We start from the raw sequence: 20,290 nt of genomic DNA, 5'->3' as shown, positions 1-20,290 counted from the left end.
GCACCACCTTTTTTTACTTTTACTCAACGCTTAAAGGGTAAGCACCTTGTCACCGCGGGCAATACCGGAAACCCCGGTGCGTGCTACTTCCAGAATACCGATGGGCGCCATCGCATGCAGGAAAGCATCCAGCTTGGCGGCATCTCCGGTAATCTGCACCGTGTAAAGGTTAGGCGTCACATCGACGACCTGGGCACGGAAGATATCGGCGGTACGCTTGACCTCATCACGTGCCGCCCCCAGGGCCTTCACCTTGACCAGCATCAGCTCGCGCTCGATATGGTTGCCTTCGGTGAGATCCACCAGTTTCACCACATCAATCAACTTGTTGAGGTGCTTGGTGATTTGCTCGATAACACGGTCATCACCAACCGTGGTTACCGTCAGACGCGACAACGATGGATCTTCCGTGGGAGCCACGTTAAGCGTTTCAATGTTGAAGTTACGCTGAGAAAACAGACCGACCACACGCGACAAAGCACCCGGTTCGTTTTCCATCAGAATCGAGATGATATGACGCATTAGGTACGCTCCGTTTTAGACAGTAACATGTCACGCATGGAACCCAGCGGAACCTGCATCGGATAGACGTGCTCATGAGGGTCTACCTTGACGTCCAGGAACACCAACTCATGCTTGTTGACAAAGGTCCGCTCCAGCGCTGCATCCAGTTCTTCGAGGGTATTCACCGTAATAGCGGTAAAGCCATACGCCTCAATCAACAGGTGGAAGTCCGGCAGTGACTCCATATAAGAATGCGCATGGCGAGATTTATAGTTCAAATCCTGCCACTGGCGTACCATCCCAAGCGATGCGTTATTGAGGTTAACGATTTTCACCCCAATACCGTACTGCTTACAGGTGGAAAGCTCCTGCATCATCATCTGGAAGCTGCCTTCACCGGTCACACATACAACGTCAGCATCCGGGAAGTTCTGCTTGATGCCCATGGCGGCCGGAAAACCAAACCCCATCGTGCCAAGACCACCGGAGGTGATCAGTCGATTGGGCTTTTCAAACTTGTAATACTGGGCCGCGAACATCTGATGCTGACCCACATCGGTGGTCACATAGGCTTCACCACGGGTCACACGGCACAGCGCCTCAACGACTTCCTGCGACTTCAATGCCTCCCCTGGCTTGGAAGGCTCATATAGCTTGCCTTCGCGCTCGGCGCGCCAGCCATCGATCTGTTGCCACCAGGCATTCAACGCCTCAGGGCTGGCAATGTCCTTACCTTGCACCAGGCTGATCATTTCATTGATCACACTGGATGCTGGTCCAACAATCGGTACATCCGCCCGTACGGTTTTGGACACGGAACTCGGGTCCACATCAACATGAATAATCTTGGCCGTTGGACAGAATTTCGACGTGTTGTTGGTCACCCGGTCATCAAAACGCGCCCCGATAGCAATGATCAGGTCAGCATGGTGCATGGCCATATTGGATTCATATGACCCGTGCATGCCAAGCCAACCCAGACATTGCCGATCGCCCTGCGGGTAAGCGCCAATGCCCATCAGGGTGGTGGTAATCGGGAAGCCGAGTTTTTTAACCAGATCGGTCAAGCCTTCGCTGGCCTTGCCAGTCACCACACCGCCGCCGGTATAGAATACCGGGCGCTTGGCTTTGAGCATTAACTCGACGGCTTTTTTGATCTGGCCGGTATGACCGCGCGTGACCGGGTTGTAAGAGCGCATCTTGACCTTTTTCGGGTAGACGTACTCATAACGCTCGGTAGGTGCTGTCATATCCTTGGGGATATCGACCACCACCGGCCCTGGGCGCCCTGTTGCTGCCAGATGGAAGGCTTTCTTCAATACGTCAGGAATTTCTGACGGGTGCCGAATCGCGAAACTGTGCTTCACGATCGGGCGGGTCACACCGATGATATCGGTTTCCTGGAAAGCGTCATCACCAATCAAATGGCTCATGACCTGGCCACACAGCACAACCATGGGAATAGAATCCATGTAAGCGGTGGCAATACCTGTCACGGCGTTAGTTGCCCCGGGACCCGAGGTCACCAGCACCACGCCGGGTTTTCCTGCTGCACGCGCATAACCGTCAGCGGCATGCGTTGCCGCCTGTTCATGGCGTACCAGGATATGTTTGACTTTATCCTGACGGAACAGCGCGTCATAAATATGCAGCGCGGCCCCTCCGGGATAACCATAAATATATTCAACGCCCTCATCCTGCAAGAAGCGGGCGATCATGTCTGCGCCGGAAAGCAATTCCACTGTGTATCTCCCCTGGAGGTCTCGAGTGCCATCAACAGGCCCTTGCCTGCCGTGTCGAGTGCGGCGGTATGCCGCTGCCGGTTACGCCGGCACCTGATGCCAAACCCTGGCAATAAGACCCGGTTGGGGTCTGCACTCTCATCGCAGCGGGTTGCTGCGTCGGGGCATTGGCCAGGTCGAGCGGTTAGCTCAAGCCCGGAAACCCTTCGGCGGGTAAAGGCATAAACCTACCCTTCGCGCGGGATGAGGGGATTACCCGTTGAGTCCGCGCCCGCAAATCAGGAACCCACAAGATTCTATCAGCACACACAGGCTGTCAACCTCTTAGCTCGACTCTTTCACTACCCTGCGACAAAAGAATCCATTTATCGTTGATATCCGTGTATTCAGGCATAAAAAATGCCCTACCAGCCGATGGCCAATAGGGCAGTTTTTTAAAACGTTAATCTGAGGCGAAAAACGTTAATGCATGGCTAAACGTTCACTCATGACTCACCATTCACGACTCAGCATTGAAGAGCAGCTTCCCATCCTGCGCGGTGACGTGAATCACGCTGCCGGGGGCAAACTTGCCAGCCAAAAGCGATTGCGCCAGCGGGTTTTCAATCCGACTCTGAATAGCCCGCTTGAGCGGACGCGCCCCAAACACCGGATCAAACCCGACCACGGCTAGCTGAGCCATGGCTTCATCACTCAGTTCAAGTCGCAGGTCGTGCTCAGCCAGGCGAGTCTGCAAGCGTGCCAGCTGAATACCGGCAATCGCCTGAATCTGTTCCTGCCCCAGCGCGTGGAACACCACAACTTCATCAATGCGGTTGATCAACTCAGGCCGGAAGTGATTCCCGACCACGTCCATGACCGCATTTTTCATCGCTTCATAGTCACTGTCCTTGTCAGAACTCACATCGCCGCCCATGCGCTGAATGATGTCGGAGCCCATGTTGGACGTCATGACGATTACCGTGTTGCGGAAATCCACCGTCCGCCCCTGGCCGTCGGTCAAACGCCCATCTTCCAACACCTGCAGCAGAATGTTGAACACATCCGGGTGAGCTTTTTCCACTTCATCCAGCAACAGCACCGAATACGGTTTACGGCGCACGGCTTCCGTCAGGTAACCGCCTTCTTCATAACCCACGTAACCCGGAGGGGCACCAATCAGGCGGGCAACGGAATGCTTCTCCATAAACTCCGACATGTCGATGCGTACCATGGCTTCTTCGGTATCAAACAGGAAGTTGGCCAAGGACTTGCACAACTCCGTCTTACCCACCCCGGTCGGGCCCAGAAACAGGAAAGAGCCGTTAGGCCGATTCGGGTCAGAAAGGCCCGCCCGTGAGCGGCGAACCGCATTCGACACCGCTTCAACGGCTTCATTCTGGCCAATGACTTTCTCGTGCAGCGCGTCTTCCATACGCAACAGTTTGTCACGCTCACCTTCCAGCATCTTGTTCACCGGAATGCCCGTCCAGCGTGAAACGACTTCGGCGATTTCTTCTTCGGTGACATTCGAGCGCAATAGCTGATGGCTGGCAGTGTCTGCCGCTTCACCTTCGTTGCTTTCGGCAATTTTCTTTTCCAGCTCGGGAATCTTGCCGTACTGAATCTCCGACATGCGCCCCAGGTCACCCTGGCGACGCGCCTGCTCAAGATCAATCCGCGCCTGTTCAAGGTCCGCCTTGAACTGCGCCGCTCCCTGAATGCTGGCTTTTTCCGCTTTCCAGATTTCATCCAGGTTCGCGTATTCACGTTCCAGCTCATGAATCAGGTTATCAAGAGCTTCCAGGCGTTTTTTCGACGCGTCATCGGTTTCTTTTTTGAGCGCCTCGCGCTCCATCTTGAGCTGAATCAGACGCCGATCAAGTCGGTCCATTTCTTCCGGCTTCGAGTCCAGCTCCATGCGAATCCGCGAAGCTGCTTCGTCAATCAGGTCGATGGCTTTATCCGGCAGCTGACGATCGGTGATATAGCGAGTCGAGAGCTTTGCCGCCGCAATAATCGCCGAATCGGTAATATCGACGCCATGGTGCACTTCGTAACGTTCTTTCAGGCCACGCAGAATCGCAACAGTGTCTTCTTCACTGGGCTCGTCCACCAGCACTTTCTGGAAGCGACGCTCCAACGCGGCGTCTTTTTCGATGTACTTGCGATACTCATCCAGCGTGGTCGCGCCAACGCAGTGCAGCTCGCCACGCGCCAATGCTGGCTTGAGCATATTGCCAGCATCCATGGCACCTTCTGCCTTACCGGCGCCGACCATGGTGTGAAGCTCATCGATAAACAGAATGACTTGCCCTTCTTCCTGGGAGAGTTCCTTAAGCACGGCTTTCAGCCGCTCTTCGAATTCCCCGCGGAATTTAGCGCCCGCAAGCAATGACCCCATATCCAACGAGAGCACGCGCTTGTCTTTCAGCCCTTCCGGCACTTCACCATCGACAATACGTTGCGCCAGCCCTTCAACAATGGCGGTTTTACCCACCCCTGGCTCACCAATCAACACGGGGTTATTTTTGGTACGGCGCTGCAACACCTGAATGGTGCGGCGGATTTCATCGTCACGGCCAATTACCGGGTCCAGCTTGCCGTCCAGGGCACGCTGGTTCAGATCCAGCGTGTACTTGTTGAGCGCTTCGCGCTGGTCTTCCGCGTTAGGGTCATCCACTGAATCCCCTCCGCGCAACTGATCAATCGCAGCCGTCAGGCTTTTGCGCGTCAATCCAGCCTCTTTCAATAGCTGAGTCAGCGCCTTGTTCATCTCAAGCGCCGCCAGTAGCACGAGCTCCGAGGCAATAAATTGATCCCCTCGGGTTTGTGCCTCGCGGTCGGTCAGGTTGAATAGCTTGATCAGCTCACGCGACGGCTGTACTTCGCCATCAAACTGGCTGACTTTGGGCAGATCGTCGAGTTGGCGGGTTAAGCCATCTCGCAAGCGGCTGGGGTCGCCCTCTGCTTTTTGTACCAACGCCTTGAGACCGGTGTCGCGGTTTTCCAGCATGGTAAACAGCAGGTGGACAGGCTCTAGCTGATTATGCCCACGACCGACAGCCAACGACTGAGCATCCGCAATGGCATTTTGTAACTTGGCAGTAAATTTATCGAATCGCATTCTATTCTCTCCCGGGATGGCGGTGCGTTTGGACGCATCGCGTGACCCTTTTATCTTGACTTATTAGAGAAAATGGTGACTGATACGCTACTTTTCAAGGGAGACTGACAAGTTTTGTTAACACAGATGAGGACTATTTTTCCCGTTAACGTAACCAGATAACACTGGCCATACGCCCTGTGCGGCCTTCATCGCGGCGGTAGGAATAAAAACGTGATTCACAGGCAGTGCAGAAATGGCCACCGCTTATATTATCAACCCCAAGAGCTTCCAGACGCAGCCTTGCGAGCTTGTAGATATCTGCCATGCGGTGCCCCATACGATAAGGACTGTGGTCAAACGCTTCTTCTGCTTGCGGCTGGACGGCGACGAACGCCTCGTAAACCTCAGGCCCCACTTCAAATTGTGCCGTTGAAATAGCGGGGCCCAGCCAGACCAGTAACTCTTCAGGCGGTGTGTTCATGGCAGCAACAGCGGCTTCTAACACACCTCCGGCCAACCCACGCCAGCCGGCATGCGCCAAGGCGACTCGCGAGCCTGCACGATCACAGAACATCACTGGCAGACAGTCAGCCGTCATGACCACACAGGCGTATTCAGATGTTGTTGCCACAGAGGCATCCGCTTCCGGTGAGTCTGCCCTGTACTCCTGTTGAACGCGGGCACCGTGGGTCTGGTTTAGCCACAGCAAAGGACGGTCATCGCCCACCTCTTTCTGCAACAACCGACGGCATAACGCCACATGATCAGGGTTGTCCCCCACATGGTCAGCGGGATTAAACGCAGCAAACTCTCCCTGACTTGGCCCCGCTTCTCGAGTGGTAACAAAGGCACCGACATTGGCAGGTGCTGGCCAGTCCGGGAGGATCAGCGACGGGCGAAGATCAATGGCATCACTCATGGCAGGCTCCTTAACGCATCGTTGCGTGATCTTCACGCAGGTAGTCCAGCAGCATCAGCAGGTCATCTGGCAGTGCCGCCCGAAAGCTCATTGAATCACCACTGCGCGGATGAACAAAGCTGAGCTTGCGGGCATGCAACGCCTGGCGGGGAAACTCACGCAGAATCTCTTTTAAAGAATCAGCAGCACCGGGCGGCAGTTTGGGTCGGCCGCCATAAAGCGGGTCGCCAATCAGCGGATACCGCGCATGGGCCATGTGAACGCGAATCTGGTGGGTGCGTCCGGTTTCCAACTGACAGCGCACATGGGTATGCGCACGAAAACGCTCGACCACGCGGTAATGAGTGACCGCTGGCTTGCCAGATGCGCTCACCGCCTGACGTTTGCGATCCTTGGGATGCCGACCAATCGGCGCATCCACCGTGGCACCGGAAACCGGCGTACCGATCACAACCGCATCGTACTGGCGTGATACCGTACGTGCCTGCAGCTGCTGAACCAGGGCCGCTTGTGCAGGCAAATTTTTAGCGACCATCATCAGTCCGGTTGTATCTTTATCCAGACGATGAACAATGCCCGCTCGCGGCACCTGCGCAAGTGTCGGTTCATGATGCAGCAATGCATTCAGAAGCGTACCGTCAGGATTACCGGCAGCCGGATGAACCACCATGTTCGCCGGTTTATTCACCACGATCACATCATCGTCTTCGAACACAATCTCCAACGGAATATCCTGAGCCTCAAAACGCCCTTCTTCTTCCAGCACCGCGCTAAGGCTTAACACTTCTTCACCATGCAGGCGGGTTTTTGGCTTTACCTTCTGGCCATCAACGGTTAACTCTCCCGCATTGATCCATGTTTTCAGGCGCTCTCGCGAATAGTCGTTGAACAGCTCAGCGGCCGCCTGGTCCAAGCGGGTACCGGCAAGCGAGGCCGGCACCCGCAAGGAATCTTCAATGGTGCGGGACATAACGGCTCCTTTCTTGTCACACTGACACAATACGTTTTACGCCTGCGTTTTATGCCAAGGTGATTTATAGTGGGACTTTAAAAATCTATTCTACCATGGCCGTCGATGCTTTTTAGCGTCCGCGGTTTGATTGTAACGAGGATAACCATGCGCGTTTTTTCTGCTGCTACCCGATTTGCAGCGCTTGCCTTAAGTCTCGCCTTTTTAGCGGGCTGTGCCAGTAACAATAATGAAGACGAAGGTGAATACGATTCGCTCGCTGAGCGTGAGCTGTATGAAAGCGCTCGGGATGCACTGGATCGCAACATACTGCCGACGGCCATTGATCGCCTTGAAGCGCTGGATACCCGTTTTCCTTTCGGTGTCCATGCCGAGCAGGCGCAGCTTGAGCTGATTTACGCCTATTATGAAAACAGCAACTGGGAAGAAGCTCGGGCGGCCGCGAGCCGCTTTATTCGTCTGCACCCGGACCACCCGGAAGTGGATTATGCCTACTACGTGCGTGGGCTTTCTGCCTGGCAGGCAGGTCGCTTCAGCCTTGAACGCTTACGCCTGATCGATATTTCCAAACGTGATGTGGGCGCTACCCGCGATGCCTACAACGATTTTCGCGAGCTGATTCAGCGGTTCCCCAATAGCGAACATGCCGCCGACGCCCAGCAGCGTATCGTTTACCTGCGGGAACTGCTGGCTCGTCACGAGCTCCACGTTGCTGATTACTATCTGCGCCGCGGTGCTTTTGTGGCGGCCGTTGAGCGCGGACGCTGGGTGGTTGAAAACTATCCGGCGTCCAATGCATCAGAAGATGCGCTCGCCGCCATGGTAGAAGGTTATATGGGCCTGGGCATGGATGACCGCGCCAACGAAGTGCTGGACGTACTCCGCGCCAACAACCCTAACTATGAACAACTTGACGGCAGTCGCTTTTCACCTAAGCATTTGTAACCTAGGTATTTATAATCTAAGCATTTGTAACCCCAATATGGCGGGGAAGCGGCAGTCGCCGTGATACCTGAGCACGATGAGACACTTGAACCACGCTACGGCGTGGTTTTTTTCTGCCTTAACACTGGATAGAAAAACATTACACTCTTGCACACCGCTAGCAGAATGTTACATAAAAATACACAAAAAGCATTACAAAGGTTATACAAGCGAAGAAAACCTCATTATTATTGTACTCACATTATAAATAGACACTTAACAGTACAAGGGGTACAAAAATGCGCTCACTAAATGGCCGATTATCAAAAATGACGATTGGGTCACGCCTTGGCCTGGGTTTTACCCTGCTACTGACGCTTCTGATCATCCTGACCTCGGCAGGTATCTGGCAGGTCAATCAGATTGATCGCAACTTGACCAGCATCAATGACATCAATGGAACCCAACAACGCTATGCTGTTGACTGGCGGGGTAGCGTTCATGACCGAGCCATCGCACTAAGGGATATCGTGCTGGCGCAGGATGCGTCTTCCGTGAGCGCTTTGAAAGCCCATATGCAGCAGCTTCAGGATGACTATAAAGCGGCCTCCCGTGGGATGCAGCAGGTGTTGTCCGAGCACCCCTCCACCACTCAGACGGCGCAGCTGCTTGAGCGCATTGATGCCCAGCAAACGACCACGCTGGCAGCGACCCAAAACGTTATACAAGCCTACGACACCGGACGCATTGAACAGGCTCGCGAGCAATTGCTGAACAATGCTGGCCCTGCCTATGCCGAATGGCTGAATCGAATCAACCAGTTTATCAACCATCAGGACGCCATCAACAACGCCACTACCGCCAGTGCCCGTGATACCGCCTCTGGTTTTCAGCTGCAAATGTTTAGCCTGACACTCCTCGCCGTGCTGGTGGGCGGAATCATTGCCTGGCTACTGACCCGCCAGTTACTAAAAGAACTGGGCGCAGAACCGCACGAGGTGAAAACTTTTGCTGATGCCGTTGGGCGCGGTGAGCTTACCACTCAAGCACGCCTGAAAGCAGACGACACCCACAGCATCATGGCGTCACAGGTTGCAATGGCTCGCCAACTGCAAGAGATAGTCAGCCAGGTGCGTCATTCTGCCGATGCTGTTGCAAGTAACAGCGAACAGATCGCGGAAGGCAATAATGACCTTTCTTCACGCACCGAGCAGCAGGCGAGCGCTCTGGCTGAAACAGCGTCAGCAATGGAGCAACTGAACAGTACCGTCAAACAGAATGCCGATAATGCCGCACAGGCAAGTAGCGAGGCGGCTAGCGCATCGAAGACAGCCACGCAGGGTGGCGAGGCGGTGCATCAGGTGGTCGCCACCATGAACGAACTGAACCACAGTTCGCGGGAAATCGCGGGTATTATTTCCACCATTGACGCAATCGCCTTCCAAACCAACATTCTGGCACTCAATGCGTCAGTAGAGGCGGCACGCGCTGGCGAGCATGGCCGTGGTTTTGCCGTTGTCGCCCAGGAAGTCCGCAATCTTGCACAACGAAGCGCAAAGGCAGCTCGTGAAATCAACGCGTTGATTTCCAGCAACCTGGAACGCGTGAATCATGGCAATGCCCGCGCCGAAGAGGCCAGCAAATTAACGGAAGAAACTGTTGCCGCCATCGCTCGTGTCACCCATATCATGCAGGAAATCAGCCATGCCAGTGCAGAACAGAGCGCAGGCGTTCAGGAAGTCGGCCAGGCGGTGACAGAAATGGATCAGGTAACACAACAAAACGCACAACTGGTGCAGGAAAGTGCCAAGTCAGCCAATCAACTGCGTGAGAACGCACACCGCTTACTTGACACCATGACACTGTTCAGCTTGCCGGAGGCAGACTCAATAGGCGTACATTCAACCAATGCACGCTTAACCAATACAAACACGCTTAGCAGAACATTATCTGGCACGACGGGGCAAAAAAGCCACTCGAAAGGGCGCTCAAACCATCAATCAGGCACGCAACATATCGCCCCCGCAGCGCATCAGAAATTTTCTGCACGGCACCAAACAGTTGATGAGTGGGAAAGTTTCTAAGCAATCAATGCTGTCAGGCCATAAATACTTGTAAAACCTAAACATCTTAAAGCGATACTGGCTAGCTGCCAGGGGGTGGCAGCTTCTAACATAAGCAAGCGCGTACATAGACGGACGCCAGCGAGGCAATCATGAAACCCTCTCGAAGCTTGTGGTTAGTTTTTCTACTTCCCATGGTTATCATGGTACTGCCCGCCGTCACCATGGGGCCTCTGACATGGCAGGTATTCAAAGAACAGTCTGAACGTAATTTCACTATGCAGCGAGCTGACCTGAGCACGCTTATGCAGATGGCCACACTTGAAGGTGAGCTCAGCGAGTTTCATCTCCAGGTCAACCAAGCGATACGTCAAACAGGTGGTAACGCTGCAGCTCTTGATCAGGACGCTATTGGCCAGCAACTTGACGCCATCGGTCAGCGCGTTAGCCGACTGGCGCAGTCGCCACTGGCTATTGATGTCGACCAGCTAAATGTAACCGAGTTACAGCCAATCTTTGATGATTACCAGCACTTCACGGTGATGGCCAGCCAAGCAATAGCCAATCAGGATAATGCGACGTCCTATCTTCAACAGGCGCAGCATCACTTCAACCGTTTTATTCTCTCGACTCAGAATAGGTCTACTGGCCTGATCCAACGCGCCAGCAAGCGCAATGAGCATGCTTATCAAAACCTACGCGGCTCCCTGTCATCCACGCTGGGCTTAGGCATTGGCGCGCTTCTGTTGCTGGCGCTCGCGGCTATGTTGGTCGCCTGGCGCATGAACAGACACCTGATCACACTTGGCAATGCACTCTTATCGCTATCGACCCCTCATCAGGAGGCACCAGCATTACTCGATGTGCAGGCGCTAAACCTCACTCATAGCGGGCCGCTCAAACATCTGGCTGATGCGCTTTTAACCTTTCGTGATACCGAATGTCAGCGCAGCCGTGCCGAAAAGCAGTTACATCAACTGGCCTATTATGATGAGCTGACCGATCTGCCCAACTGGCGCCTGATGCGTGAACATCTGCAACACTCACTTGAAACCAACCAGCAAACGCAGACTTACGGTGCGCTCATCTATATCGATATTGATAATTTCAAACGCATCAATGACAGTAGTGGCAACGGCGCAGGAGATACCCTTCTGCGCGAAATAACCCAACGCCTGTCGGCGCTTGGCGAAGACCGCTTTGTTCTGGGCCGCCTGGGCGGAGATGAGTTCATGGTAATAATTGATGCCCTTGGCGCTGATACTCATCACACTGCAGAGAATGCCGAACGGTTCGCCGAGAATATCCTCCAGGTACTAGAAGAGCCTTATTACCTTGATGGAAATATCACGGTTATTACTGCAAGCCTTGGCATCACGCTGTTTAATAACATTGACGAAAGCGTCGATTCACTCTTTCAGCAAGTTAATGCAGCCGCCCACGTCGCTAAACAGAACGGCCCCGGTAGCATTCGCTTCTTTGACCCGATTGTTCAGGCACAGATCGAAGAAAGCAGCGCGATGGAACGAGATCTACGTCTCGCCATCAAGCGTGAGGAGTTCGTGCTCGCCTACCAAACCCAAGTCAATAACCAGGGGCAAGTAACCGGGGTTGAAGCTCTGATCCGTTGGAAACACCCCAAGAACGGCATGATTTCTCCCGGACAGTTTATCCCACTGGCCGAAGAAAGCGGCCTGATCGTGCCAATCGGGCGCTGGGTCATTCAGACCGCCTGCGAGCAGCTCATCAACTGGCAGGCCAGTGCACATACTGCCGATTTGACGGTTGCAGTCAATGTCAGTGCCAATCAGTTTCAGCAAGCAAACTTTGTCGAAGAAGTGGCCACAGTGCTCAGGCGCACGCAAGCTCCCGCCCATAAACTCAAGCTGGAACTCACTGAAAGCATCGTACTGGTGAATGTCGAAGAGACCATCGCCCGAATGCATCAACTCAAGGCGCTGGGCGTTCGTTTTGCAATGGATGATTTCGGGACCGGCTATTCGTCGCTGCAATATCTGAAACGCCTGCCACTAAGCCAGATAAAGATTGATCAATCGTTTGTCCGCGACCTCGACCACAATGAGGATGACAGAGCGATTGTAAAAACCATTATTGCCATGGGAAACGCGCTGAATCTGGAGGTTATTGCCGAGGGCGTTGAAACACTCACCCACTGGCGCTACCTCAGCGAGCACCACTGCCATGCTTACCAGGGGTATTACTTTTGCAAACCGGTCTGCGCACAGGAGGTGGCTCGTCACTGCCGGCTACCACCTCCCGTCCTCGTATAAAGCCGTGCGCGTGGTTATTCCCCCGGTTGCCAGCCGTTAACAATCGGGTAGCGACGGTCACGCCCAAAGCCTCGCGGCGTGACCCGGACACCCACCGGCGCCTGACGGCGTTTGTATTCGCAGCGGTCTACCAGCTTGACGACCTTGTAGACATCATCCCGCTCAAAACCCGCTTCGATGATGGTTTCCGCACTCATATCGCCTTCGATATAACGCATCAGAATGGCATCCAGTGTGTCGTAGTCGGGCAGTGAATCGCTGTCTTGCTGATCGGGTGCCAGTTCAGCGCTTGGCGGGCGTTCGATTACCCGTTCCGGCACGGCTGGAGATTGCGTGTTGCGCCAGCGTGCCAGGCGATACACCCAGGTTTTATAAACATCCTTGAGTGCGTTGTAGCCGCCTACCATGTCGCCGTAGAGCGTTGCATAGCCGACCGCCATTTCGCTCTTATTGCCGGTCGTCAGCACCATCAGGCCTTTCTTGTTGGAAATCGCCATAAGCAGTACGCCACGGCAACGTGACTGAAGATTCTCTTCGGTAGTGTCACGCTCAGTGCCAGCAAAGCTTTCCGCCAACGTTGCCATAAAGGCATCCACCATGGGCTCAATCGGCATGACGTCATAATGCACACCGAGCATTTCTGCCTGTTCGGCGGCGTCCTGGCGGGAGATATCTGCCGTATAGTGATACGGCATCATTACCGCCTGCACCCGCTGAGGGCCAAGAGCATCAACGGCAATCGCCAGCGTCAGGGCAGAATCAATGCCACCGGAAAGCCCGATCACCACGCCGTCGAAACCGCTTTTGTTGACGTAGTCGCGCACCCCTGTCACCAGGGCGCAGTACAGACTTTCCTCGGGTTCAACGTCCGGCTCAATTTCGCCGGGCTGTGGCTCCCATACACTGGCGCTCTGCTCATTGGCTGCCTGCTGCAAGAATTGCACCGGCATCAGGCCTGCCTGCCAGTAAGGTGCCAGCACCCTGATCTGCCCGCTAGCATCAACACAGCCGGAGCCGCCATCGAATACCAGTTCATCCTGGCCACCAATGGTGTTGACGTAGACAATCGGCCGCTGGGCTTCCTGGGCTCGTTGCTCCAGTAAGCGCAGGCGTTCGCGGGGTTTATCCTGGTGATAAGGTGAGGCATTCAGGGTAATCAGCACCTCGGCACCCGCTTCACAGGCAGTTTTCACCGGCGTGCCTTCCCACAAGTCTTCACAGATCAAAAGCCCTAGCTTGACGCCCTTATGCTCGTAAACCAGAGGTTCAAGGCCCGGCGCAAAATAACGCTGCTCATCAAAAACCTGGTAGTTGGGCAGCGCCTGCTTGGCATACTCATTTTCCCATTGGCCGTTGTAGAGCACCCCCGCCAGGTTATAGCAGAGTCCTTCGCGCACACCTGGGTAGCCGATAATCACCAGCACATCACGGGACATTTTTTCTGCCATGACGGCGCGAGCCTCACGCAGTCGTGTTTCCATTGAGGGCCGCAGCAGCAAATCCTCCGGCGGATAACCGGATAAAAACAGCTCGGGGAAGACCACGATATCTGCACCATGCTCTATACGCGCCTCGCGCACGGCTTCGATGGCACGCGCAGCATTACCAGGAATATCCCCTACCAGGGGGTCTAGTTGGGCCATTACCAGCGTTAAGTCTTGCATGGGCGTTCAAATCTCTTGAGAATCAATTATTCATGGGGGCGTTTACTAAGCCTATTGTCACGCAAGCATCATCAACTGGCAAAGGTCGCGCTAATATCAAGGAGCCATAAAGGATGAATCTCTTGATCATTCGTTTAATTATCTTCGCCGTGCTTTTTTTTGCCGGCCTGAAGCTGTACGGCATGTACCGGCAATGGAAACTTGACCGCAAAGCACTGGAACAGCAGACCAATCGTCGCGATGGCGGCCAGATGGTGCGCTGTAAATGGTGTGATGTACACGTACCCGAAGACGAAGCATTACGTGACCAGCAGCAATGGTTCTGCTCCGACGCTCATCGCGACCGCTTTCTGCAGGAACAGCAGGACCTGAAACAGACCGAGGATGCCAAAGATTCCCAGGAAGACGATAAGCGTTGACCTTCGCCTCCTCTACAAACAAAACCACTAATTAAGAAATATCTTACAAAATTATCAGCATAAACTGACAACACACCGGCTGATGTCTTCTAGCTTGAAAGAAAGCACACAAGGAAGACATCAAATATAACGCCTGCGCACCAGACGTGGGTGTTATCTGCCGGGAGTCAGGTTATGCGTTGCACGTCACGAGGATTCACATTGCTGGAACTGCTGGTGGTCATTGCACTGGCCAGCCTGCTTATTATGTTAAGTCTGCCGAGTTTTACCGCCTTTGGTCAGCGCAACGCTCGTACGGCTGGCGTTAATCATCTTTACAGCACGCTCGCTTTTGCTCGTCAGCTAGCTATCAGTGAACAAACCAACGTGACGGTGTGTGCGGCCAATGACGCTCGTGACGCCTGTCTGAATACATGGAACGGTGAGCTGCTGGTCATCACTGGCGACACACCCACCGCGATTGAGCTCAATGATGTAGCACGCATCGTTCCCGCTTTACCGTCTATCGCAATTACCTATACGCGTGAAAATCAGCGCAGGCGTATCCGCTTTAATCCGCTGGGCTTCAGTAAGGGCTACAACGGGCGCTTTCACCTTTGCCCCAGCGGCGCTGAAACCGGCAGCACTCTGATTCTCAGCCAATATGGGCGATTGCGGCTGGATGAACAACCACACCGCTGCCTCTAGAGAATTTTCTTGATACTTTTAAAATCGCCTCTCTTGGCGTAGTCGCGAATACTCTCAATCAATGCTTGTTGACCAGGCTCTTCAGGGATAAATGCCTGGCACCACTCAAGAATGTCAGTGACGGCTCCCAGCTCTATCCAGTGGTCAAGCTTCTCTCGCTCTGCGGCTGAAAATCTCACTAATGTCCTTTCTTTCGGCATGCTTACCGGCTGTTGCTGCTGTTGCTGCCCTGGCTCATAAATATTGAGATTACATACTCGGGCGATTTCACGGCGTAAGTTAATCAGGTTAACGGGTTTGGTCACAAAGGCAGAAAAAAACAGCTCATCATCAAGCTCCGGAGATTTCAGCCCTTCCTTAAGAAGATTCCAGGTGGCGGACATCAATATCACAGGTGTCGCGTGGGCATAGGTTTTTATTTGACGAAGAACCTCCCCTCCCAGCTCGTTTCCTAACCAGTAATCAGTGATGACAAGATCCGGCTGGCTAACACCTTTTTCCAGAGCGGCAGCTACTTCACCTGCATTACTGAAAACCAACACATCAAACCCCAGGCTTTCAAGCTCAAGAGCCATCAGTTTCCGGATAGATTCAGCATCTTCAATCATCCAGGCAATCAAGCCTTCAGCATCGACGTCAGGCAGTATATGAGAAGGTGGTTTAATAAGTACGGCTGACGAGTCTTCCTCTTTTCCAAGCAACACAGGCAGTGAAAACGTGACCTGCGTACCTTGATTTTTCTGACTGCTGATATCCAACTTCCCTTGCATACGTTCAGTCAGCTCTTTAGCAATGGAAAGCCCCAAGCCCAAACCGCTTTTTTCACCTGACTCACGGGAGAAAGGTTCAAACATTACCTGCTGCATATCATTATCGATGCCACAGCCATTATCCACCAAATTAAAAACAAGTATGGATGATTGTTTGTCATCTCGAACCTTCCCTTTCACAGAGAAGTTAACCTGGCCATGGTGTGTATACTTCAATGCGTTTTCAATCAGGTTAATAAGTACTTCATGTAAAAACGTCTCATCACATAGAACGACAGGCGGTACACTCTCATCGACATCCATAATGAAGACGTTGCTATTAAGCTTTGCCAGCACTCTTGATTCATGATCTACGCCCACCAGGAAAGAATGTAAATACACATCCTTGACTCTTTCCCTGTCATCAGTAACACCACGCGCATAATCAATTAACCGGTCAATCAATCGGTGCATATGGGTGGCACTTTTAAAAATGACCTGACTCATTTCACCCGCTTTACCTGACTCCCCGCTGAGTAACTGTGCGTAGCCCATAATCGATGTCAGCGGAGATTTCAGATCGTGAGTGACCCGACCCAGAAAGCGGGTCTTTGCCTCGTTAGCTTTATGTGCTTCTTTCATCGCCTGACGTAGCTCATTGGTACGTTCGGTGACCGCACGCTCAAGTTTAACCCGCTGTTCTTTTTCCTGGTTCCTTAACCTGGCTGACAGTGCCAGGGCACGGTCTCGACGTTGAAAGGTGTAGATAAGCATAATACCTAACACCACCACAAATTTTGTCAGCAAAATTGATAGTGGCGTTGGCGCATAATAGGTAGCGTTGATCACAAACTCCAGGGTTGTAAAAACAAAAATCACCCACCAAAAAAAGAGCAACAGCAAAAGGTGGAACTGCCATGTCCTTTCAACGCTTAATGCTTTTACAAACATCACCAGCCATATGACCGAGCACACAAAACTGTAAGCGACACCTACATACTGAAAGTAATAGCTCTCAATAAAATGGGGTATAAAAGAAAGCAAAAGCATGCTAGCCCAGAGAACTTCTATTATCTGCATGACATTAGTTTTTTTCCACACCCCGAGGAGAAGTGCAGACACAGTGATAAAAATAACATCATTGAGCATCCAGGCCACATAGCCTTTATGTTCAAAGTGAACGGAGGCGTATGGAAGAGACCTATCCAGATAATCTGAAAGCCAGGGAGCAAGGCTGCTAAAATACTCAAATGCATTAACAATAATATAAAAACTAAAAAAACCCGATTTCTCTGCGTCAAGAAAAAGCGTTACCACCATCCATAAACCCAGCAGGAATGAACGCAGATCAAGCTGGATAATCATAACGATAAAGAGCGTTATAACAGAAGAAAAAAGCACCATATGGTAATAATAGCCGGTTGATTCCTGATTCAAAAAATCTTCCGGTATCCAGCTATGCATCGTAAAAGTTGATCGATTGCTTCCTTCAACTCTTATCACCAAAAGCATTTCTTCATCAGGTGCCAGCTCTATCGGAACAATAGGCTTATAATTTTCAACACTGCGACTTGATAAAGGCACATTTAACCCTGTTTGTATCTCCTCTTTGATGGTTAATGTATCCGGGTTCAATTGCCAAACAGTCACACCTTGCAGATACCAGGGGGAAATCTCTAACCAGCGTATCAACACTTGGTCCTGAGAGTTTTTTAACGGCAGTTTGAACCAACGAGTAGAGGACTTTCTCGGGCCAATCAAAATCTCGGCCAACTGGGTTGCTGGCTGCCAGTCGGAACGTTGCAATACACGAGTAAAATCGTTGTCATTTTCCTGAGACGAATGCCTGGCCTGCATCAATAAATAAAGATCAAATTTTTCGCCAAAGGACGAAAGATCAGCATATTGATGCGCTTTATCTTGAGCATAGCCATCTTCAGCATGTGCCATGAGCACAAGGCCAACCACCCCCAAAAGCAAGCACAACATGTTTTTAAAACCATGTTTAAACCGGCAGTTGATCATCACTCACCATTGGATTGCAACTGCCTGCTTCTAAACTTAGAGGGAGGCATACCAAAACGCTCTTTAAAAGCAGTAGAAAAGTTAGCATTACTACTAAAACCAACTTTTTCAGCAATTTCACTAATCGTAAAATGCGTATTAAAAAGCAGCCTTCGTGCTTCAACCATCCGCTCTTCACGTAGATATTCGTAAACGGTAACACCAGCACATTTCTTGAATGCCAAATTCAAGCGCTTGGAGTTAGTACCTACTAGCTTTGCAAGCTCCTGTAAACTCGGTGGTTCTTCTAAAGAGCGCATAAGATAGAGGCATGCACTATTGAAAAGAACAGCATCTACGTTATCGTTAGGCTTATATTCAAGCTCATATTTTTTCGCATCAAAATCAGCATGACTGTATACCACATTCTCTAACCGATTATCCTTTTTCAAGTGTACGGCTATACGCAACTTCACTTCATCGAAATTGTAAGGCTTTCCGATAAAGTCGACGCCCCCGGATAGAAACCCCTGAATACGCTGTTCCGTTTCGGAGTATGCTGACAGGAAAATAACCGGTATTGCCGCGGTTTCGAGCTTCTCCGCAAGATTTCTGCAAGCCGAATACCCATTACACTTAGGCATATCCAAGTCCATGAGTATCAGGTCCGGGATCAGCAGCTTCGCCTTGTGGATGCCATCCAGGCCATCTATTGCGTGATATAGCCGACAACCACGCTGCTGCAGGTAAGATGAAATCAGCATCCTGTCGGGTTCTGCATCATCAACAACGAGAATTTTTGTATTATGCAAGGCGTCCATACCCGAGATCCCATAGAAGAGAAAATTAACTAATGAGTATAGCTAATTTAAGGCAACTAGTTAAAGGCATAATACTTACGGTTTTTTCAAAAAAACCACGCAGGTAGCAAACATTTTAAAAATATTTCCTCACAGCAACATTTCCACCAAAAAAAACAGCTGTCGCTGAAATAAAATTAACTACTTTTTCACAGTTAATGAATTTAAATTATTTAGCCATCTCTTTAGCCAGGGGTATCAATGTAACGACTCGGTTATTTCAGCGCTGTCCTTACAACATTCATGGTATCGAGCGGATGAAACATCATCCGCTCGTCAACACTAAAAAGGCTGAGATTAGCTCAAGCCATCCAGATAACGTTCTGCATCCAATGCTGCCATGCAACCGCTTCCTGCCGACGTAATCGCCTGACGATAAACATGGTCCATCACATCACCACTGGCAAACACGCCGGGCACACTCGTCGCCGTGGCATTACCTTCAAGGCCGGATTTTACCTTGATGTAACCACCGTTCATTTCCAATTGGCCATCAAAAATACCGGTATTCGGGCTGTGGCCAATCGCAATAAACAGGCCTGGCGCATGGATATCCTTAGTGGATCCATCCTTTGTCGACTTAACCCGCACACCAGTGACGCCTGAGTTATCACCTAGCACTTCGTCAACTTCGTAAAACCATTCAACCGCCATATTACCGTTAGCGACTTTCTCAAATAACTTATCCTGCAGGATTTTCTCGGCCCGCAACGTATCGCGGCGATGCACCAGTGTCACTTTGGAAGCGATATTGGAGAGATAGAGCGCTTCTTCTACAGCAGTATTACCGCCGCCGACGACGACCACTTCCTGATTACGATAGAAGAAACCATCGCAGGTCGCACAGGCAGAAACCCCCTGCCCCATGAATTTCTGCTCGGACTCAAGCCCCAGATAGCGGGCACTCGCTCCTGTCGCCACAATCAGAGCATCACAGGTATACACGCCACTATCCCCCTTGAGGGTGAACGGTTTTTCGCCTAACGTGACCTCATGAATATGATCAAACAGCACCTCTGTGTTAAAACGCTCGGCATGCTGTTTCATTCTCTCCATCAGCTCAGGCCCCTGCACACCTTCGGCATCGCCGGGCCAGTTATCCACATCGGTAGTGGTCGTCAGCTGTCCGCCTGCCTGAATACCGGTAATCAGCAACGGTTTAAGGTTGGCGCGTGCCGCATAGACGGCTGCCGTGTATCCAGCAGGGCCGGAGCCGAGAATAATCAAGCGTTCGTGACGCGTTTGCATACAGTTACCTTCCAGTTCCAGCAGTTATCTTAAGACAATGAAGATTGAGACAATCGAGGTGCAGTCTGCCTGAGACATCAGCGTTCGCCAACGGCTGCGTTGATGGCATTTTTGTTCGCCATTAGGCGAAGCGCCCTTGAAAGCCGTTCACTACACAC

14 protein-coding genes are annotated in these 20,290 nt (G+C 52.0%); 5 read left to right on the top strand and 9 right to left on the bottom strand.

Features of this window, described 5'->3' with window-relative positions; translation table 11 throughout:
* Window positions 1–30: 30 nt before the first annotated feature.
* From ilvN to rluD, 5 genes are all read right to left on the bottom strand, one after another.
* Window positions 31–522: an acetolactate synthase small subunit gene (gene ilvN / locus ACU6TU_RS02100; RefSeq protein ID WP_447142950.1), complete on the bottom strand. Its 492-nt coding sequence runs from the start codon at window positions 520–522 to the stop codon at window positions 31–33.
* The gene (locus ACU6TU_RS02095; protein ID WP_447142949.1) at window positions 522–2,246 is read right to left on the bottom strand and encodes an acetolactate synthase 3 large subunit; all 1,725 of its coding nucleotides are present in this window, start codon (window positions 2,244–2,246) and stop codon (window positions 522–524) included. The genes ilvN and ACU6TU_RS02095 overlap by 1 nt, the downstream gene beginning before the upstream one ends.
* A gap of 499 nt (window positions 2,247–2,745) precedes the next feature.
* A complete protein-coding gene (gene clpB / locus ACU6TU_RS02090; RefSeq protein WP_447142948.1) occupies window positions 2,746–5,352 on the bottom strand; it encodes an ATP-dependent chaperone ClpB in 2,607 nt (868 codons plus the stop codon).
* 145 nt (window positions 5,353–5,497) lie between these two features.
* The gene (pgeF, locus tag ACU6TU_RS02085; protein WP_447142947.1) at window positions 5,498–6,253 is read right to left on the bottom strand and encodes a peptidoglycan editing factor PgeF; all 756 of its coding nucleotides are present in this window, start codon (window positions 6,251–6,253) and stop codon (window positions 5,498–5,500) included.
* A 10-nt stretch (window positions 6,254–6,263) separates the two neighbouring features.
* Window positions 6,264–7,223: a 23S rRNA pseudouridine(1911/1915/1917) synthase RluD gene (gene rluD, locus ACU6TU_RS02080; RefSeq protein ID WP_447142946.1), complete on the bottom strand. Its 960-nt coding sequence runs from the start codon at window positions 7,221–7,223 to the stop codon at window positions 6,264–6,266.
* A 147-nt stretch (window positions 7,224–7,370) separates the two neighbouring features.
* On the opposite strand from rluD, the gene ACU6TU_RS02075 reads away from it, so the two are divergent.
* The 3 genes from ACU6TU_RS02075 (at window position 7,371) to ACU6TU_RS02065 (ending at window position 12,501) form a co-directional block, all read left to right on the top strand.
* The gene (locus ACU6TU_RS02075; protein WP_447142945.1) at window positions 7,371–8,168 is read left to right on the top strand and encodes an outer membrane protein assembly factor BamD; all 798 of its coding nucleotides are present in this window, start codon (window positions 7,371–7,373) and stop codon (window positions 8,166–8,168) included.
* Between the two features lie 278 nt (window positions 8,169–8,446).
* Window positions 8,447–10,231 carry a methyl-accepting chemotaxis protein gene (locus tag ACU6TU_RS02070; RefSeq protein ID WP_447142944.1) on the top strand — a complete coding sequence of 595 codons (1,785 nt, stop codon included), beginning with the start codon at window positions 8,447–8,449 and terminating at the stop codon, window positions 10,229–10,231.
* Window positions 10,232–10,362: 131 nt separating this feature from the next.
* On the top strand, window positions 10,363–12,501 hold the full coding sequence (locus ACU6TU_RS02065; RefSeq protein WP_447142943.1) for a putative bifunctional diguanylate cyclase/phosphodiesterase: 2,139 nt from the start codon (window positions 10,363–10,365) through the stop codon (window positions 12,499–12,501).
* A gap of 14 nt (window positions 12,502–12,515) precedes the next feature.
* On the opposite strand, the gene ACU6TU_RS02060 is transcribed toward ACU6TU_RS02065, so the two are convergent.
* Window positions 12,516–14,165, bottom strand: coding sequence for an NAD+ synthase (locus ACU6TU_RS02060; RefSeq protein ID WP_447142942.1), 1,650 nt, complete (start codon window positions 14,163–14,165; stop codon window positions 12,516–12,518).
* 113 nt (window positions 14,166–14,278) lie between these two features.
* Between ACU6TU_RS02060 and ACU6TU_RS02055 the strand changes: the two genes are divergently transcribed.
* Window positions 14,279–14,584: a PP0621 family protein gene (locus ACU6TU_RS02055; RefSeq protein ID WP_447142941.1), complete on the top strand. Its 306-nt coding sequence runs from the start codon at window positions 14,279–14,281 to the stop codon at window positions 14,582–14,584.
* A gap of 174 nt (window positions 14,585–14,758) precedes the next feature.
* Window positions 14,759–15,271 carry a GspH/FimT family pseudopilin gene (locus tag ACU6TU_RS02050; protein ID WP_447142940.1) on the top strand — a complete coding sequence of 171 codons (513 nt, stop codon included), beginning with the start codon at window positions 14,759–14,761 and terminating at the stop codon, window positions 15,269–15,271.
* On the opposite strand, the gene ACU6TU_RS02045 is transcribed toward ACU6TU_RS02050, so the two are convergent.
* The 3 genes from ACU6TU_RS02045 to trxB form a co-directional block, all read right to left on the bottom strand.
* On the bottom strand, window positions 15,268–18,045 hold the full coding sequence (locus ACU6TU_RS02045) for an ATP-binding protein (RefSeq protein WP_447142939.1): 2,778 nt from the start codon (window positions 18,043–18,045) through the stop codon (window positions 15,268–15,270). The genes ACU6TU_RS02050 and ACU6TU_RS02045 overlap by 4 nt on opposite strands.
* Window positions 18,045–18,845: a response regulator transcription factor gene (locus tag ACU6TU_RS02040; protein ID WP_447142938.1), complete on the bottom strand. Its 801-nt coding sequence runs from the start codon at window positions 18,843–18,845 to the stop codon at window positions 18,045–18,047. The genes ACU6TU_RS02045 and ACU6TU_RS02040 overlap by 1 nt, the downstream gene beginning before the upstream one ends.
* 336 nt (window positions 18,846–19,181) lie before the next feature.
* Window positions 19,182–20,132, bottom strand: a complete 951-nt coding sequence (gene trxB / locus ACU6TU_RS02035; protein ID WP_447142937.1) for a thioredoxin-disulfide reductase — start codon at window positions 20,130–20,132, stop codon at window positions 19,182–19,184.
* Window positions 20,133–20,290 lie beyond the last annotated feature (158 nt).

It is taken from the genome of Halomonas sp. LS-001, assembly GCF_052983955.1.
This window is presented reverse-complemented; position numbering and strand designations above follow the sequence as displayed.

Bases quoted from the DNA above. Each gene is read 5' to 3' on its own strand.
- ilvN (WP_447142950.1), bottom strand. From the start codon at position 522: ATGCGTCATATCATCTCGATTCTGATGGAAAACGAACCGGGTGCTTTG.
- clpB (WP_447142948.1), bottom strand. From the start codon at position 5,352: ATGCGATTCGATAAATTTACTGCCAAGTTACAAAATGCCATTGCGGAT.
- pgeF (WP_447142947.1), bottom strand. From the start codon at position 6,253: ATGAGTGATGCCATTGATCTTCGCCCGTCGCTGATCCTCCCGGACTGG.
- rluD (WP_447142946.1), bottom strand. From the start codon at position 7,223: ATGTCCCGCACCATTGAAGATTCCTTGCGGGTGCCGGCCTCGCTTGCC.
- ACU6TU_RS02075 (WP_447142945.1), top strand. From the start codon at position 7,371: ATGCGCGTTTTTTCTGCTGCTACCCGATTTGCAGCGCTTGCCTTAAGT.
- ACU6TU_RS02070 (WP_447142944.1), top strand. From the start codon at position 8,447: ATGCGCTCACTAAATGGCCGATTATCAAAAATGACGATTGGGTCACGC.
- ACU6TU_RS02065 (WP_447142943.1), top strand. From the start codon at position 10,363: ATGAAACCCTCTCGAAGCTTGTGGTTAGTTTTTCTACTTCCCATGGTT.
- ACU6TU_RS02060 (WP_447142942.1), bottom strand. From the start codon at position 14,165: ATGCAAGACTTAACGCTGGTAATGGCCCAACTAGACCCCCTGGTAGGG.
- ACU6TU_RS02055 (WP_447142941.1), top strand. From the start codon at position 14,279: ATGAATCTCTTGATCATTCGTTTAATTATCTTCGCCGTGCTTTTTTTT.
- ACU6TU_RS02050 (WP_447142940.1), top strand. From the start codon at position 14,759: ATGCGTTGCACGTCACGAGGATTCACATTGCTGGAACTGCTGGTGGTC.
- ACU6TU_RS02045 (WP_447142939.1), bottom strand. From the start codon at position 18,045: ATGATCAACTGCCGGTTTAAACATGGTTTTAAAAACATGTTGTGCTTG.
- ACU6TU_RS02040 (WP_447142938.1), bottom strand. From the start codon at position 18,845: ATGGACGCCTTGCATAATACAAAAATTCTCGTTGTTGATGATGCAGAA.
- trxB (WP_447142937.1), bottom strand. From the start codon at position 20,132: ATGCAAACGCGTCACGAACGCTTGATTATTCTCGGCTCCGGCCCTGCT.